At 71.0% G+C, this 16511-nt stretch carries 15 protein-coding genes and 1 riboswitch; of the genes, 7 read left to right on the top strand and 8 right to left on the bottom strand.

All coding sequences use genetic code 11. The features are described from left to right. Position 1: 1 nt before the first annotated feature. Positions 2–1207 (bottom strand): ornithine--oxo-acid transaminase, encoded by a 1206-nt coding sequence (rocD, locus tag ACIQ5Y_RS11020; protein WP_403877985.1) that lies wholly within the window; start codon positions 1205–1207, stop codon positions 2–4. Positions 1208–1316: 109 nt separating this feature from the next. Beyond that, positions 1317–1407: riboswitch (ZMP/ZTP riboswitch) on the top strand. Between the two features lie 35 nt (positions 1408–1442). Here rocD and glyA point away from each other — a divergent pair. The 4 genes from glyA (at position 1443) to ACIQ5Y_RS11000 (ending at position 6176) form a co-directional block, all read left to right on the top strand. Beyond that, positions 1443–2714, top strand: coding sequence for a serine hydroxymethyltransferase (glyA, locus tag ACIQ5Y_RS11015; protein WP_403877982.1), 1272 nt, complete (start codon positions 1443–1445; stop codon positions 2712–2714). Positions 2715–3351: 637 nt separating this feature from the next. Then, entirely contained in the window at positions 3352–4365 is a 1014-nt protein-coding gene (gene trpS, locus ACIQ5Y_RS11010) for a tryptophan--tRNA ligase (RefSeq protein WP_403877980.1), read from the top strand. A 94-nt stretch (positions 4366–4459) separates the two neighbouring features. Beyond that, entirely contained in the window at positions 4460–5053 is a 594-nt protein-coding gene (locus tag ACIQ5Y_RS11005) for a 2'-5' RNA ligase family protein (RefSeq protein ID WP_403877977.1), read from the top strand. A gap of 181 nt (positions 5054–5234) precedes the next feature. Next, a complete protein-coding gene (locus ACIQ5Y_RS11000; protein ID WP_403877974.1) occupies positions 5235–6176 on the top strand; it encodes a YihY/virulence factor BrkB family protein in 942 nt (313 codons plus the stop codon). Here the strand turns inward: ACIQ5Y_RS11000 and ACIQ5Y_RS10995 are convergent. Further along, positions 6124–7365: a D-alanyl-D-alanine carboxypeptidase family protein gene (locus tag ACIQ5Y_RS10995; RefSeq protein ID WP_403877971.1), complete on the bottom strand. Its 1242-nt coding sequence runs from the start codon at positions 7363–7365 to the stop codon at positions 6124–6126. The genes ACIQ5Y_RS11000 and ACIQ5Y_RS10995 overlap by 53 nt on opposite strands. 121 nt (positions 7366–7486) lie before the next feature. Between ACIQ5Y_RS10995 and ACIQ5Y_RS10990 the strand changes: the two genes are divergently transcribed. The 3 genes from ACIQ5Y_RS10990 (at position 7487) to ACIQ5Y_RS10980 (ending at position 10885) form a co-directional block, all read left to right on the top strand. Next, positions 7487–7759 carry an SCO4848 family membrane protein gene (locus ACIQ5Y_RS10990; protein WP_403877968.1) on the top strand — a complete coding sequence of 91 codons (273 nt, stop codon included), beginning with the start codon at positions 7487–7489 and terminating at the stop codon, positions 7757–7759. Continuing rightward, a complete protein-coding gene (locus ACIQ5Y_RS10985; protein ID WP_403877965.1) occupies positions 7756–9189 on the top strand; it encodes a metallophosphoesterase in 1434 nt (477 codons plus the stop codon). Before ACIQ5Y_RS10990 ends, ACIQ5Y_RS10985 begins: the two co-directional genes overlap by 4 nt. A 139-nt stretch (positions 9190–9328) precedes the next feature. Beyond that, positions 9329–10885 (top strand): ABC transporter substrate-binding protein, encoded by a 1557-nt coding sequence (locus ACIQ5Y_RS10980; RefSeq protein ID WP_403877962.1) that lies wholly within the window; start codon positions 9329–9331, stop codon positions 10883–10885. A gap of 25 nt (positions 10886–10910) precedes the next feature. Here the strand turns inward: ACIQ5Y_RS10980 and ACIQ5Y_RS10975 are convergent, their stop codons facing one another. From ACIQ5Y_RS10975 to sdhA, 6 genes are all read right to left on the bottom strand, one after another. Continuing rightward, on the bottom strand, positions 10911–11669 hold the full coding sequence (locus ACIQ5Y_RS10975) for a TetR family transcriptional regulator (protein ID WP_403877959.1): 759 nt from the start codon (positions 11667–11669) through the stop codon (positions 10911–10913). A gap of 11 nt (positions 11670–11680) precedes the next feature. Continuing rightward, complete coding sequence (locus tag ACIQ5Y_RS10970) at positions 11681–12118, bottom strand: thiol-disulfide oxidoreductase DCC family protein (RefSeq protein ID WP_403877956.1); 438 nt, start codon at positions 12116–12118, stop codon at positions 11681–11683. 3 nt (positions 12119–12121) lie between these two features. Beyond that, positions 12122–12526: a hypothetical protein gene (locus tag ACIQ5Y_RS10965; RefSeq protein ID WP_403877953.1), complete on the bottom strand. Its 405-nt coding sequence runs from the start codon at positions 12524–12526 to the stop codon at positions 12122–12124. A 104-nt stretch (positions 12527–12630) separates the two neighbouring features. After that, positions 12631–13752, bottom strand: a complete 1122-nt coding sequence (locus ACIQ5Y_RS10960; protein WP_403877950.1) for a serine hydrolase domain-containing protein — start codon at positions 13750–13752, stop codon at positions 12631–12633. A 222-nt stretch (positions 13753–13974) separates the two neighbouring features. Then, the gene (locus tag ACIQ5Y_RS10955) at positions 13975–14742 is read right to left on the bottom strand and encodes a succinate dehydrogenase iron-sulfur subunit (RefSeq protein WP_403877947.1); all 768 of its coding nucleotides are present in this window, start codon (positions 14740–14742) and stop codon (positions 13975–13977) included. Continuing rightward, on the bottom strand, positions 14742–16496 hold the full coding sequence (sdhA, locus tag ACIQ5Y_RS10950; RefSeq protein WP_403877944.1) for a succinate dehydrogenase flavoprotein subunit: 1755 nt from the start codon (positions 16494–16496) through the stop codon (positions 14742–14744). Before sdhA ends, ACIQ5Y_RS10955 begins: the two co-directional genes overlap by 1 nt. Positions 16497–16511: the final 15 nt, after the last annotated feature.

The following is a 16511-nucleotide window of genomic DNA, read 5'->3' as shown; positions in this document are numbered from 1 at the left end:
GCTACGCGGAGAGGACCGACCGGAGCTGGTCCAGGCCCCAGTCCAGGTCCTCCTTGCCGATCACCAGCGGCGGCGCGATGCGGATCGTCGACCCGTGGGTGTCCTTCACCAGCACCCCCAGCTCCATCAGCTTCTCGGAGATGTCCCGGCCCGTCCCGCGCGAGGGGTCGATGTCGACGCCCGCCCACAGTCCGCGCCCGCGTACGGCGGTCACCGCGCCCCCGCCGACCATCAGGTTCAGCTCCCGGTGCAGGTGGTCGCCCAGCTCGGCGGCGCGCTGCTGGTACTCGCCGGTGCGCAGCATCGCGATCACTTCCAGGGCGACGGCGCAGGCGAGCGGGTTTCCGCCGAAGGTGGAGCCGTGCTCGCCGGGCCTGAACACGCCGAGCACGTCCCGGTCGGCGACCACGGCCGACACCGGCACCACGCCACCGCCGAGCGCCTTGCCCAGGATGTAGACGTCCGGGACGACGCCCTCGTGCTCGCAGGCGAAGGTCTTCCCGGTCCGGCCGAGGCCCGACTGGATCTCGTCCGCCATGAACAGGACGTTCCGCTCGCGCGTGAGGTCCCGTACGCCCTGGAGGTACCCGGCGGGCGGCACCAGCACCCCCGCCTCGCCCTGGATCGGCTCCAGCAGCACGGCGACGGTGTTCTCGGTGACGGCGTGCGCGAGGGCGGTGAGGTCCCCGTACGGGACGATCTCGAAGCCGGGGGTGTAGGGGCCGAAGTGGTCGCGGGCGTCGTGGTCCGTCGAGAAGGAGACGATGGTGGTGGTCCGGCCGTGGAAGTTGTCGGCCGCGACCACGATCTTGGCGTGCCCGTCCGGGACGCCCTTGACCTCGTAGCCCCACTTGCGCGCGGTCTTCACGGCCGTCTCCACGGCCTCCGCGCCCGTGTTCATGGGCAGCACCATGTCCTTGCCGCACAGGGCGGCGAGCTCGGTGCAGAAGTCGGCGAACCTGGCGTGGTGGAAGGCGCGCGAGGTGAGCGTGACCCGCTCCAGCTGCGCGTGGGCGGCGTCGAGCAGCCGGCGGTGGCCGTGCCCGAAGTTGAGCGCCGAATAGCCGGCGAGCATGTCGAGGTAGCGGCGGCCCTCCACGTCGGTCATCCACGCGCCTTCCGCGGAGGCGACGACCACGGGCAGCGGATGGTAGTTGTGCGCGCTGTGCGCGTCGGCGGAACGGATGGCATCAGCAGTTGTCGACACGGGGTCTCCGATCGTCCGTCAGGCCTGTGACGAGGGTGGCGTCACTCTGCATCCTCGCTCGTATAGCGGGCGGAGAAACCTTTCTCGTGGCGCGCCCGCTAAGGTGGGCGGTACGCACGGCGACTGGCGTACGGAGAACAAACTCCGGGGGAGTCGTGCGCGCACGACCGCAATCAGGGCCGCTCGCCTGGGCCTCGCGGGGACGAGACACGAAATCGACCCCGGAGGAGCCGCCATGAGCGCGAACCACCGTCATCCCGCCCTTCTCGCGACCGACCCCGAGCTGGCGTCCTTCGTCGCGGCGGAGGAGACCCTGCAGGCCGAGACGCTGCGCCTGATCCCGAGCGAGAACTACGTCTCGGCGGCCGTCCTCGAAGCCTCCGGCACCGTCCTGCAGAACAAGTACAGCGAGGGCTACCCGGGCCGCCGCTACTACGAGGGCCAGCAGAACATCGACCGCGTCGAGGCGCTGGCCGTCGAGCGCGCCAAGGGCCTGTTCGGCGTGGACCACGCGAACGTGCAGCCGTACTCCGGCTCCCCGGCGAACCTGGCCGTGTACCTGGCCTTCGCCAAGCCCGGCGACACGGTGATGGGCATGGCCTTGCCGATGGGCGGGCACCTGACGCACGGCTGGGGCGTCTCGGCGACGGGCTCGTGGTTCCGCGGCGTGCAGTACGGCGTGCGCGCGGACGACGGGCGCATCGACTACGACGCGGTGCGCGAGCTGGCCCTCGCCGAGCGGCCGAAGATCCTCTTCTGCGGCGGCACCGCGCTCCCGCGCACGATCGACTTCGCGGCGTTCGCGTCGATCGCCGAGGAGGCGGGCTCCATCCTGGTCGCCGACGTGGCGCACATCGCGGGCCTGATCGCGGGCGGCGCGCACCCGTCCCCGGCGGGGCACGTCGACGTGATCTCCACGACCACGCACAAGACCCTGCGGGGTCCGCGCGGCGCGATGCTGATGTGCAGGGAGGAGCACGCGAAGGCCATCGACAAGGCGGTCTTCCCGGGCCTGCAGGGCGGCCCGCACAACCAGACGACGGCCGGTATCGCGGTCGCCCTCCACGAGGCGGCGCAGCCGTCCTTCACGGCGTACGCCCACGCGGTCGTCGCCAACGCGAAGGCGCTGGCCGAGGCGCTGCTGGAGCGGGGCTTCGACCTGGTCTCGGGCGGCACGGACAACCACCTGATCCTGATGGACCTCACCTCGCGGGGGGTCCCCGGGAAGGTGGCGGCGAAGGCCCTGGACCGGGCGGGGATCGTGGTCAACTACAACACCGTCCCCTTCGACACGCGCAAGCCGTTCGACCCGTCCGGTATCCGCATCGGCACCCCGTCGCTGACGTCCCGTGGCCTCGGGGTCGAGCACATGCCGGTGGTCGCGGACTGGATCGCGCGCTCGGTCGACGCCGCGGCCAAGGCCGACGAGTCGGCGTTGGCCGCCGTCCGCGCGGAGGTCACCTCCCTGATGGCCGCCTTCCCGGCCCCGGGCCTCGCCCTGTCCTGACCGCCCTGCCGCGGGGCCCCGCCCCGGGGCCCCGCGCCTCAATCGCCGGCGGGGCTGGATTTTGGTTGCCCCGAGCCGTCGGGTGCGGCGCCGTTGCCGGGGGCCGGCCCCCGGACCCCCGTTCCTCAATCGCCGGAGGGGCTGGATGTGCCCGGCGGGGCCGGAACCGCCGGGCGGTACTGGACGGGCGGCGCTCGGCCGAAACCAGCCCCGCCGGCGTTTTGAGGCGCGGGGGCTCGGGGGCGGAGCCCCGGGAAGCCCCGCGCAGCGGCTCGGCCCGGCTCGGCCCGGCCCCGCGCAGCGGCTCGGCTCGGCTCGGCCCGGCCCCGTGCAGCGGACCGGCCCCGCGCAGTGGCTCGGCCCGGCTCGGCCCGGCCCCGCGCAGTGGACCGGCCCCGCCCCGCCCGGCACGCCCCGCCCCGCGCAGCGGACCGGTCCCGCCCGCCCCGGCCCCGCGCAGCGGAGTGGCGGAAAGCGGTCGCTCGGCCGGGGTGGGATTCGGCCACCGCGCTACCCGGTGGTACGGGCAGCGGGCCCGCCCCGCCGCAAGGGGGCGCGGTCCGGCCGCACGCATTCTCCAGCGGGTTCCGGACACCGGCGGGCCCGAGCCCGCCCCCGCACCTGAGAGAATGAAGCCATGGCTTCTGATCGTCCTCGCGCGCTCTCCGGCATCCAGCCCACCTCCGGTTCGTTCCACCTCGGGAACTACCTCGGAGCCATCCGCCAGTACGTCGCCCTGCAGGAGACGCACGACGCCTTCTACATGGTCGTCGACCTGCACGCGATCACCATGCCGCAGGACCCGGCGGCCCTGCGCGCGAACACCCGCCTCTCCGCCGCGCAGCTCCTCGCCGCCGGCCTGGACCCCGAGCGCTGCACGCTCTTCGTCCAGAGCCACGTGCCCGAGCACGCGCAGCTCGCCTGGGTCATGAACTGCATCACCGGCTTCGGCGAGGCCAGCCGGATGACCCAGTTCAAGGACAAGTCCGCCAAGGGCGGGGTCGGCAGCGCCAGCGTCGGCCTGTTCACCTACCCGATCCTCCAGGTCGCCGACATCCTGCTCTACCAGGCGCACTCCGTCCCCGTCGGCGAGGACCAGCGCCAGCACGTCGAGCTGACCCGCGACCTCGCGGAGCGCTTCAACCAGCGCTTCGGCCAGACCTTCACCCTCCCTGCGGCGCACATCGTCAAGGAGACCGCGAAGATCTACGACCTCCAGGACCCGGCGATCAAGATGTCGAAGTCCGCGTCCTCCCCCAAGGGTCTGATCAACCTCCTCGACGAGCCCAAGGCCACCGAGAAGAAGGTCAAGAGCGCGGTCACCGACACCGAGACCGAGATCCGGTTCGACACCGAGAAGAAGCCCGGTGTCAGCAACCTGCTCACGATCTACTCCACCCTCACGGGCGAGACCATCCCCGAGCTGGAGGCGAAGTACGAGGGCAAGGGCTACGGCGCGCTGAAGACGGACCTGGCCGGCGTGATGGTCGACTTCGTCACTCCGTTCAAGCAGCGCACCCAGGAATACCTGGACGACCCGGAGACGCTGGACTCCATCCTGGCCAAGGGCGCGGAGAAGGCCCGTGCGGTCGCCGCCGAGACCCTCGCGCAGGCCTACGACCGGATCGGTTTCCTGCCCGCCAAGCACTGACGCAAGCGCTCGCGGAAGACGGCCCTGGCGGTACAGGGGGTGCTGCCCCCACACTGGGGCGACAGCACGCACTCGGACGACGGAGGAGACATACGTGGGGACCGTAACGCTCGGCGTTTCGATCGCGGTCCCGGAGCCGTACGGCAGCCAGCTCCAGGAGCTGCGCGCCGGCTTCGGGGACGCCGCCGCGCACGGCATTCCCACGCATGTCACCCTCGTGCCGCCCACCGAGGTGGAGGCCGACCGGCTGCCCGCGATCCGGGCCCACCTGGCCGAGGTCGCGGAGGCCTTCCGGGGCTTCCGGATGCGGCTGGCCGGGACCGGAACCTTCCGGCCCCTCTCGCCGGTCGTCTTCGTCCAGGTCGTGGAGGGCGGCGCGGGCTGCACCCGCCTCCAGAGCGAGGTCCGCAATCCGCAAGGGCCGCTCGACCGCGAGCTGGCCTTCCCGTACCACCCGCACGTCACCGTCGCCCACGGGATCTCCGAGGAGGCGATGGACCTCGCGTTCAGCACGCTCGCCGACTACGCGGCCGAGTGGCTCTGCGAGGGTTTCGCGCTCTACGAACAGGGCTCCGACGGGGTCTGGCGCAAGCTGCGTGAATACCCTTTCGGCACGGGCCCGACGGGAGTCCCGGCGCAGGCGGGCGCGCCCGCCGAAGCGGCCCGGGCGACCGTACGTCCTTCCTGACCGAGCGGCCGCCGGCCCAGCCGGACGGTGAGCCGGGTGGTGAGCCGGGCGCTGAACCGCAGCTTCCGTAGAACCAGAGCGTGGAACGGATGAGTCGTCGGGCGAAAAGTCACAATCGACGACCGTAGTCCCCGAAACCGGCAATCCCGGCTATTTCCGGCAGCTCAATTACGGTGACTTCATGGACTGGCTGACGAAACTCCCGGTGATCGGGCCGCTTGCGGCCCGTCTGATGCGGACGCACGCGTGGCGTTCGTACGAACGACTCGACCGCGTCCACTGGACCCGGCTCGCCGCCGCCATCACCTTCATCAGCTTCCTCGCGCTCTTCCCGCTGATCACCGTGGCCGCCGCGATCGGCGCGGCGCTGCTCAGCCAGGACCAGCTGGACCGGCTGGAGAAGAACCTCGCCGAACAGGTCCCCGGGATCTCGGACCAGCTCGACATCGACGGGCTCGTCGCGAACGCCGCCACGGTCGGTGTCGTCGCCGGCCTGATCCTCCTGCTCACCGGCATCGGCTGGGTGGGGGCGATGCGGGACTGCCTGCGCGCGGTGTGGGACAAGGACGACGAGGACCAGGGCAACCCCGTCGTCCGCAAGGGCAAGGACGGGCTCGTCCTCCTCGGCCTCGGTGCCGTGGGCCTGGCCTCCGCGGCGGCCTCGATCTTCGGGGCGAGCGCGGTCGGCACGACCGCGGAGTGGCTGGGCATCCCGCGGCACGGCGCGGGCGGCGGACTGCTGCGGGGCGCCGCGTTCGGCGTGGGCGTCGTGGCCGCGTTCCTGCTGCTGCTCTACCTCCTCACCCTGCTGCCCGGGGTCGAGCCGCCGCGCGGCCGCCTGATCCAGGCGGCCCTGCTCGGCGCGGTCGGCTTCGAACTGCTGAAACTGCTGCTCAGCGGCTATATGCAGGGGGTCGCCGCGAAGAGCATGTACGGCGCCTTCGGCACGCCGATCGCCCTGCTGCTCTGGATCAACTTCACGGCGAAGCTGCTGCTGTACTGCTCCGCCTGGACGGCCACCCGCGACGACGGCGACGACGACGGCGACGACGGTGACGGCGCCGCCGCCGCTACACCAGCTCCTCGCCCTTCCCGCGACGACCCCGCGGCCAGCGCCGGTTGACGAAGTAGGCGCCGCCCGCCAGGAGGACGATCACCCCGCCCGCGACGCCGAGCGCGGTGCCGACGCCGCCCGAGGGGTTCCCGCCGGCCGCCGACGGGTCGTGATCGTGCGACTGGGCGGGGGAGCCGTGGGGGGAGGTGTCCGCGCTCTTCGGCGGGACCAGCTCACCCACCGGCTTGACCTTCCCGGCCGCCGCGAAACCCCAGTCGAAGAGCGCGGCGGTCTGCCGGTACACCTCGAGCGCCGGGCCGTCCGGGTTCATGACCGTGACCAGCAGCTTCCGCGAACCCTGCTGAGCGGCGCCGGTGAAGGTGGCCCCGGCCATCGACGTATTGCCGTTCTTCACCCCGGCGATCCCCTTGTACGGGGCGATCCCGTCGGCGCCCGTCAGCAGCCGGTTGGTGTTCTGGATCTCGAAGTACTCGCGCGGCTTCCCGGGCTCCTGCTTGCCGGGGAACTTGGCCTCGGCCGTGCCGCAGTACTCCCGGAAATCCTGCTTCTGCAGCCCGGAGCGGGCGATCAGGGTGAGGTCGTACGCGCTCGACACCTGCTCCGGGGCGTCGTATCCGTCCGGGGACACCACGTGGGTGTCCAGCGCCTGGAGCTCCTCGGCGTGCGCCTGCATGTCCTTGACGGTCTTGTCGATGCCGCCGTTCATGGCCGAAAGCACGTGCACGGCGTCGTTGCCCGACTTGAGGAACACCCCGAGCCACAGGTCGTGGACGGAGTACTCGTGCTCCTCCTTCACCCCGACCATGCTGCTGCCCGGGCCGACGCCGTCCATGTCCTCGTAGGTGACCTTGTGGACCTGTTCCTTGGGCAGGCTCGGCAGCACGGTGTCCGCGAAGAGCATCTTCATCGTGGAGGCCGGGGGGAGCCGCCAGTGCGCGTTGTTCGCCGCGAGGACCTCCCCGGACTCGGCGTCCGCCACGATCCAGGACCGGCCCGTGAGGTTCGCGGGCAGCGCGGGCGCCCCGGGCAGCAGGTTGACCTGGATCCCCGGCTGGCCGAGCAGCGTCCCGCCGACCGTGGACATCGACGCGGGCGGCGCCGCGACCTGCGGCGCCTTGCCGGTCCCGCCCTTCCCGTCGGCCGGCGGCGACGGCGCGGCGTACGCGGGGGCCATCAGCATCGAGGGGACGAGCAACGCGGGGACAATGACCGACAACGCGGTCTTCTTGGCGGACACGCAGGTGAAAGTACATCCCGATGAGCTCATCGTCGTCACGGACCGGCCAAGTCGCGGCAACCTCCCCCGGGACAGCCCACCCCGGCGCGTCCGTCCTGGGGAAGAATCCGATACTGAGGGCATGAAACTCAGCCGTACCGCTTCCTGGTTCCTGCTCTCCTTCGGCGTGTGGAGCTGGTTCATCTGGGTGTCTTTCGTCCGGAACCTGTGGAAGAACGGCAGTGGGCTGGCGTTCGACGCGGCAGGTGACCCCACGGCCTACTTCTGGGTGCACCTGACGCTCGCGGTGACGTCCTTTCTCCTGGGGACGGCCGTCGGTGTGATCGGGTTGCGCGGGGTCCTGGCACTGCGGCGCGCATCACGCACGGGAACGGACGGGGACCACTCCGAATGAAGATCGTGATCTTCGCGCTGATCGCGGCGGCGGTCCTCGCCCTCCTGGTACTGGTCCACCGCTGGCTCTGGATCCGGCTGGTGCGCGACACCACCGTCCCCGGCGGCCTGCCCCGGCGGGTCGGTACGGTCCTGCTCATCGCCCTGCCCCTCCTCTCTGTGGCCGCCCTGACCACGGGCCGCGGCGGGGCCCCCTTCCGGCTCCAGCAGGCGGTGGCCTGGCCGGGGTTCCTGTGGCTCGCGGTGCTCCTGTACCTGAGCCTGACGATGCTGGTCGCGGAGCCGATCCGCGCGTTGTTGCTCCGCCGACTGGCCCAGCGGCCGTCCTCCGGGGAGGCACGGGGCTCCGCCCCGGACCCCGCGCCGGGGTCGCCGGCGGGGCTGGATGAAGCCGCCGCAGAGTCACCCGCGCCGGGCCCGCAGGGCCGTACCGCCGCCGCCGGGCCCGCCGCGGGCGACGCGGTGCCGGCCGCCGGCAGCGCGCCGGGTCGGCAGGGGCGTATCGCCACCGCCGGGCCCGCCGCGGGAGACGCGGTGCCGGCCGCCGGCAGCACGCCGGACCCGCAGGGCCGTACCGCCGCCGCCGGGCCCGCCGCGGGCGACCCGCAGACCCGCCGCCGCTTCGTCGCGCGGGCGATCGGAGGCGTGGCCGCCGCCGTGGCCGTCGGGACGGTCGCGAACGGGGCGTACGGGGTCCTGCGCGGTCCGAGCGTGCGGCGCGTACGGGTACCGCTCGCCAAACTTCCCCGCGCGGCGCACGGTTTCCGGATCGCCGTCGTCAGCGACGTCCACCTCGGCCCGATCCTGGGCCGCGCCCACACCCAGCGCATCGTCGACACCGTCAACCGCACCCAGCCCGACCTGATCGCCATCGTCGGCGACCTCGTCGACGGCGACGTCCACGACCTCGGACCCGCCGCCGAGCCGCTGCGCCGGCTGGCCGCGCGGCACGGCTCGTACTTCGTCACGGGCAACCACGAGTACTTCTCCGGCGCCCGCCAGTGGGTCGACCACGTCCGCGAACTCGGCCTCACCCCCCTGGAGAACGCCCGCCGCGCCCTGCCGCACTTCGACCTCGCCGGCGTGAACGACATCGCGGGCGAGAGCGAGGGCGAGGGGCCCGACTTCCGGGCGGCCCTCGGCGACCGCGACCGGACCCGAGCCGCCGTGCTCCTGGCCCACCAGCCCGTGGTCATCCACGACGCCGTCCGGCACGGCGTCGACCTCCAACTCTCCGGCCACACCCACGGCGGTCAGCTCTGGCCCGGCAACTACCTGGCGGAGCTCGCGAACCCCACCGTGGCCGGACTGGAGCGCTACGGGGACACCCAGCTCTACGTGTCCCGCGGGGCAGGGGCCTGGGGTCCGCCGGTCCGGGTGGGTGCGCCGTCCGACATCACAGTCGTCGAACTCGCCTCATACCAGGCCTGACCCACCCCAACCGGCAGCGACTCGCGTCCGATCGGCCACACACCGACCTTCCGGTGGCTGAAATTCCGTGATGGGATGGCCGGTATCCGGTAATCGGACAGTGGGGTGCTGTCGCCGGTACAGGGGTGGGGATAGCGGCATGCCGTCTGTCGGGTCGAAGATCATCATTGCCGGGGTGGTTCTCGGCGTGGCCGGTGTGGGGGCCTGGCAGCTGGTGCCCTGGGAGGGCAAGGACCGGGGCGCCATCCGGGTCGGGACGAGTGACGTCGTCTCCTCCCTCGACCCCGCCGGGGCGTACGACGCGGGCTCCTGGGCCCTGTTCAGCAACGTCTACCAGTCGCTGCTGACCATCAAGCCCGGCTCCGAAACCCCCGTGCCGGACGCGGCCTCCTCCTGCCAGTTCGTAGGCCAGAAGCTCATGACCTACCAGTGCGTGCTGCGCTCCGACGTGAAGTTCACCAACGGGCGCCAGATCACCGCCGAGGACGTCAAGCACTCCTTCGACCGGATCAAGGCGATCAACTCCGACCAGGGCCCGGCCCCGCTCTTCAACACCCTGGAGTCGGTCAAGGCCGAGGGCCGCACGGTCACCTTCAACCTCGCCACCAGCGACGCCACCTTCCCCTTCAAGATCGCGACGGGCGCCGCCTCGATCGTCGACAAGGACGAGTACCCGGCGAAGGCGCTGCGCGAGGACGGGAAGATCGACGGATCCGGCCCGTACAAGCTCGGCGAGTACAAGGCCGGCACCAGCGCCGAACTACAGCCCAACGAGTCGTACGTGGGCCAGGCCAAGCCCGCCCGGTCCGCCGTCACCGTCAGGTACTACGAGGGCTCCGCGCAGCTCGACAAGGCCTGGAACGACCACGAGATCGAGGTGGCCCACCGCGAGATGCCGCCGGCCGTGCTCGCCGGTCTCAACCCGGGCCTGAAGGACACCCGGTACGAGGCCTCCGGCGGCACCGAGACCCGCTCCGTGGTCTTCAACGTCCGTCCCGGCTCGGCCGCCGCGCCGGCCGCCGTCCGCCAGGCCGTCGCCGCCGCCCTGGACCGGCCGAAGCTGGCCAGTGAGATCTACTCGGGCACCGTCACCCCGCTGTACTCCCTCGTCCCGGCGGGCGTCGCGAGCCACAGCACCCCGTTCTTCGACCTGTACCCGACGCCCAACGGCGCGGCCTCGAAGAAGATCCTGAAGGACGCGGGGATCACCACGCCGGTCTCGCTCACCCTCGGGGTCAACGTGAAGGGCGCGAACGTTCCCGAGGCCGAGGAGCTCAAGCGCCAGCTGGAGGCCACCGGCCTCTTCCAGCTGACGATCAAGCCCATCGAGAAGTGGGCCGACTTCCAGAAGGGCTACGCGGCAGGGGAGTTCGACGCCTACACGATCGGCTGGATCGCCGACTTCCCGGACGCGGACAACTTCCTCGCCCCGCTCGTCGGCGCCGACTCCTCCATGAACAGCGGCTTCGCCGACAAGCACGTCGACGAGCTGATCACCCGTACGCAGTCCTACTCGGAGCGGGCCGGGGCCGCGGGCGACTTCCGCGAGCTGCAGAAGCTCGTCGCCCAGCAGGCCCCGATGGTGCCGATCTGGCAGAAGAAGGACTACGTGATGTTCCGCGACGCCGTCGCCGGCGCCCAGTACCTCTCCGACGGCACGGGGGTCTGGCGCCTGTGGGAGCTGAACTGGCTGTAGGCCGGCCGCCCGTCGGACGCGGACGTCAGGCGTCCGACGGGTCCGGCTCCGGCTCCGCACCCGGGGCCGATGCCGAGGACTTCCTCCTGGCCTTCGCCGTCGCCGTCTCGGCCATGCCGGGCAGGAAGTCGGCGAACAGCTCGTGGAGCTCCCGCACCAGCGGCCGCAGCACCCGGAACCGGGCCAGGACGATGCCCCGCGTGGTCAACTGCGCACCGCGCTCGGCGAGCCGCCGGGTCTTCTCGCTGTCCGGCGAACGGTCGAAGACCCAGTAGAGGACCAGGCCCATCTGCGAGAGCCACATCAGCTCGGGCAGTACGTCGGCCAGTTCGGCCGGCACCTTGGTCTTCGCGCCCGCCAGCACCTCGCGGTGGATGTCGATCGCGGCCTGCCGCGCGGGCTCGGACTCCGGCGAGAAGGGGCTGAGCGGACTCTCCGGGTCGGCCGCGTTCTTGAAGAACTGCGAGGCGAACTCGTGGTACGGGGCCGCGATGTCCATCCAGGTCGTCAGTACGCCCGCGAGCCGCTTCTGCAGATCCGTCTCGCTGTCCAGGATCGGCCGGACCGCCGCCTGGTGCGCGGCGCTGATCCGGTCGTAGAACCCCTGGACCAGGTGTTCCTTCGATTCGAAGTAGTAGTAGGCGTTGCCGACCGAGACACCGGCCTCCTTCGCGATACCCCGCATCGTCGTCTTGTCGAAGCCGCGCTCCTGGAAGAGCCGGAGCGCGGTTTCGAGGATGAGCGTGCGGGTCTGCTCGCTCTTGGGAGCCTTCTGATCAGTCACGGTGGATGAGCCTATCGGGGGACGGGGCAGTGGTCGTCACAGGCCGGTCCCTCGGACTCCGCTTCGGAGCCCGCACCGCCTTCGGTCCGTACCGCCTGACGCCATGCCGAGGCCGTGTACATGGCGGCCCGGGCGAAGGGCCGGCCAGCGGGTGTGGCCAGCCAGTTGGCCCGGGGCCGGTGCTCGGACAGCGCCCACAGGCAGACGATGAAGGCGTCCGTCCCGGTCCACACCTGGCCCGAGTCCCCGACGACGGTGATCTCGCGGAGCGTGGAGGGGTGGTCGAGTTTCGGGAACCGCCGCCGCGCCTCGGCGGACGCGGCGGGGATGAGCCGGAGCGGTACCAGCCAACGCTGTCCGAGCAGCCAGTGCCGGATGTGCACGCAGAGCGGGCAGTCGGCGTCGTAGAGCACGGTCAGGTGGCGTACCACGGTCCCCGGCGCGGCCACCGGTCAGGCCCCGGCCGGCGCGGTCCACCCCTGGGGGGCGAGCGGCGGGGTCTGCTGGCGCTCCATGATCCCGCGGCGGCGCATCTTGTTGAGCACGTACACGTTGCCGAGGTGCATGACCCCGAGGACCAGCAGCACGATGCCGAGCTTGAACGACAGCGCCTCGAAGAGCTCGCGGGTCGTCTCGATGCCGACGTCCGAGCGCAGGAACAGGGTCACGAACCCGATGTTCACGAGGTAGAAACCGACCACGAGCAGCTGGTTGACGGCATCGGCGAGCTTCTCGTTGCCCGCGAGGACGTCACCGATGAAGACGCGGCCGTTGCGGCTGAGCGTGCGGGCCACCCAGACGGTGAGACCGATGCTGATGCTCAGGTAGATGACGTATGCGACGACGTTGAGGTCCACGGCCCCAGCCCCTTTGAACGTGTTCAACTGCTGACGGTCATGACTGTAGGACCTTTTTTGAACAAGTTCAAGCGGCGGAGGCGGACCCCTGCTCCGTACCCCGGTCAGAGGGCCGCGTCCACCAGCTTGCCGATGCGCTCGCGCAGCGCGTCGCGGTCATCGGTGACCGGTACGAGGGAGTAGACGACGGTGCGCGCCGCGTGTTCGGTGCCGAACACCCCGCTGACGGAACGGCCCATGGAGCCCGTCTTGCCCCACACCACCGTCCCGCCGATCTCGCTGCGCATCAGACCGCCCATGCTGAACCGGTCCTTGTCCTTCACGCCCTCCGAGAGCGCCGGCATCGCGAACAACTGCCGCTGCTCGGCGGGCCGCAGGAGCCGGCCGCGCAGCAGGGCGGTCATGAAGCGCTCCAGATCGGGGGCGTTGGAGATCATGCCGCCCTCGGACCAGGCCCAGGGCTCGATCTCGCTCGGGTCGGCCAGCACCGGGCCGGGGAGGGAGCGGTCGCCCGCCTTCGGGGAGTACGTGTGGCGCAGCCCGAGCGGGCGGCTGATCCGGCGCTGCACCTCGTCGGCGTAGGAGTGCCCGGTGGCCTTCTCGATCACCATGCCGAGGAGGAAGTGGTTGGCGCCGTTGTACTGCTGCGTGAGCACGGGGTACTCGGGCGCGGCGCACTTCGGGTCGGTCCAGTGGGAGATCACCTGCTCGGGGGTCGGGGCGTCGCCCTTCGCGAACTCGACGCAGGGCATCCCCAGGCCGCTGGTGTGGCTCATCAGCTGCCCCACGGTGATCGGCCCCCAGTGGGCGGGGAGGGTCCCGGGGAGGATCTCCTGCACCGGGGTGTCGATCGTGAAGCGGCCCTCGCCGATCAGCTGGAGCACCACCGTCGAGGTGAACAGCTTGGTGATGCTGCCGATGCGGAAGTTCGCGGCCGGGTCCTGCGACAGCGGCCCGGTGACCCCGGTCCACCGCACGCCCGAGCCGCCCAGCCGGACCATGGTCCCGCTCGCGAGGTCCCCCGGTGCCATCAGCTTGGCCAGCTCGGCGGTGTCGGGCGCCTGGGGCCCGTGGAAGGCGGCCGTCACGGGGGCGGGGGTCCGCTCGGCGGCCGAGGCCGGCAGGGCGCCCGTGGCGAGCGAGGCGACGGCCGCGCCGGCGGCGACGAGGGTGATCCAACGGGCCTTGCGGGTGGCGGAGTTCGCGGCGTACTTCGGGTTCGTCATGGCTGTAAGCCTGCCGTGAGGAAGATCCACTGCCCATGGGTGACGGCCCCCATCCGCCCCTGAGGCACCCCCGAGTACGCGTAAGGCCCGTACCCCGAGAAGGGGTACGGGCCTCGGCGGTCCGCCGGCCTCGGGGGAGGCCGACGGACGGAGTCCGGCGCAGCACCTCGAAGCCCGGGAGGCCCCCAGGGGCCGAGCGGTGCGAGAGGTGCGTAGAGAAGGCTAGAAGCGGCGCGTGATCAGCGCGCGCTTCACTTCCTGGATCGCCTTCGTGACCTCGATGCCACGCGGGCACGCGTCGGTGCAGTTGAAGGTCGTGCGGCAGCGCCACACGCCGTCCTTGTCGTTCAGGATCTCCAGCCGCTGCTCGCCGGCCTCGTCACGCGAGTCGAAGATGAAGCGGTGCGCGTTGACGATCGCCGCCGGGCCGAAGTACTGGCCGTCGTTCCAGAACACCGGGCACGAGGACGTGCACGCGGCGCACAGGATGCACTTGGTGGTGTCGTCGAAGCGCTCGCGGTCCTCGGCGGACTGCAGGCGCTCGCGCGTCGGCTCGTTGCCCTTGGTGACCAGGAACGGCATGACGTCCCGGTACGCCTGGAAGAAGGGCTCCATGTCGACGACGAGGTCCTTCATCACCGTGAGGCCCTTGATGGCCTCGACGGTGATGGGCTTCTCCGGGTTGATGTCCTTGATCAGCGTCTTGCAGGCGAGCCTGTTCTTGCCGTTGATCCGCATCGCGTCGGAGCCGCAGATGCCGTGCGCGCACGAGCGACGGAAGGTCAGCGTGCCGTCGAGGTCCCACTTGATCTTGTGGAGACCGTCGAGCACGCGCTCCTTCGGGTCGATCTCGATCTGGAAGTCCTGCCAGGTCGACTCGTCCGAGATCTCCGGGTTGAAGCGGCGGATTCGGAACGTGACCGTGATGAAGGGCGAAGCCGCGGCCGCGGCCTCCATCTTGTCCGTCTTGCTCAGGGTCGGGGTGCCCATCAGTACTTACGCTCCATCGGCTGGTAGCGGGTGACGACGACGGGCTTGTAGTCCAGCCGGACGGAGTCCTTGCCGTCGGCGCCGACCTCGCGGTACGCCATGGTGTGGCGCATGAAGTTGACGTCGTCGCGGTTCGGGTAGTCCTCGCGGTAGTGACCGCCGCGGGACTCCTTGCGCGCCAGGGCGGACACGGCCATGACCTCGGCCAGGTCGAGCAGGTTGCCCAGCTCGATGGCCTCCAGCAGGTCCGTGTTGAAGCGCTTGCCCTTGTCCTGGACGGACACGTTCTTGTAGCGCTCGCGCAGCTCCGCGATCTTCTCGACCGCGGTCTTGATGGTCTGCTCCGTACGGAACACCATCACGCAGGCGTCCATCGTCTCCTGGAGCTCCAGGCGCAGGTCCGCGACCCGCTCGCTGCCCGTGGAGTTGCGCAGGCGCTCGACGAGCTCGACGACGTCCTTCGCCGGGTTCTCCGGCAGCTCGACGTAGTCGTTGGCGTGGGCGTAGGCCGCGGCCGCGATGCCCGAGCGCTTGCCGAAGACGTTGATGTCCAGCAGCGAGTTGGTGCCCAGGCGGTTCGCGCCGTGCACCGACACGCACGCGACCTCGCCGGCCGCGTACAGACCCGGGACGACGGTGGTGTTGTCCGCCAGGACCTCACCCTCGACGTTGGTCGGGATGCCGCCCATGGCGTAGTGCGCGGTGGGCTGGATCGGGATCGGGTCCGTGTACGGCTCGATGCCCAGGTAGGTGCGCGCGAACTCGGTGATGTCCGGGAGCTTCGCGTCGAGCTGCTCCGGCGGGAGGTGCGTCAGGTCCAGGTACACGTGGTCGCCGGCGGGACCGCAGCCGCGGCCCTCACGGATCTCCGTGTAGATGGAGCGCGAGACGACGTCACGGGACGCGAGGTCCTTCATGACCGGCGCGTACTTCTCCATGAAGCGCTCGCCGTCCTTGTTGCGGAGGATGCCGCCCTCACCGCGGGCGCCCTCCGTCAGCAGGATGCCCATGCGCCAGATGCCCGTCGGGTGGAACTGGAAGAACTCCATGTCCTCCAGCGGCAGGCCGCGGCGGTAGCAGGCCGCCTGGCCGTCACCCGTCAGGGTGTGCGCGTTGGAGGTCACCTTGAAGAACTTGCCGGTGCCGCCGGAGGCGTAGATGACGGCCTTCGCCTGGAACACGTGGATCTCGCCGGTGGCGAGCTCGTACGCGACCACACCGGCCGACTTCTTGACGCCGTCCTCCTCGACCAGGAGCTGGTCCAGGACGTAGAACTCGTTGAAGAACTCCACGCCCTCCTTGACGCAGTTCTGGTAGAGCGTCTGGAGGATCATGTGGCCCGTGCGGTCCGCGGCGTAGCAGGACCGGCGGACCGGCGCCTCGCCGTGGTTGCGGGAGTGACCGCCGAAGCGGCGCTGGTCGATGGTGCCGTCCGGGGTGCGGTTGAACGGCAGGCCCATCTTCTCCAGGTCGAGGACCGCGTCGATGGCCTCCTTCGCCAGGATCTCGGCGGCGTCCTGGTCGACCAGGTAGTCACCGCCCTTGACCGTGTCGAAGGTGTGCCACTCCCAGTTGTCGTCCTCCACGTTGGCCAGCGCGGCGGCCATGCCGCCCTGCGCGGCGCCCGTGTGGGAGCGGGTGGGGTAGAGCTTCGTCAGCACGGCGGTGCGGCTGCGCTTCGTCGCCTCGATGGCGGCGCGCATGCCCGCGCCACCGGCGCCGACGATGACGGTGTCGTACTTGTGGATCTTCATCTGTTTCGCCTCAGC

It is taken from the genome of Streptomyces sp. NPDC096339 (assembly GCF_044762985.1).
In the GTDB taxonomy this organism is placed as follows: Bacteria; Actinomycetota; Actinomycetes; order Streptomycetales; family Streptomycetaceae; genus Streptomyces.
The sequence above is the reverse complement of the archived record's forward strand: the minus strand, read 5'-3'. Positions and strand labels throughout refer to the sequence as shown.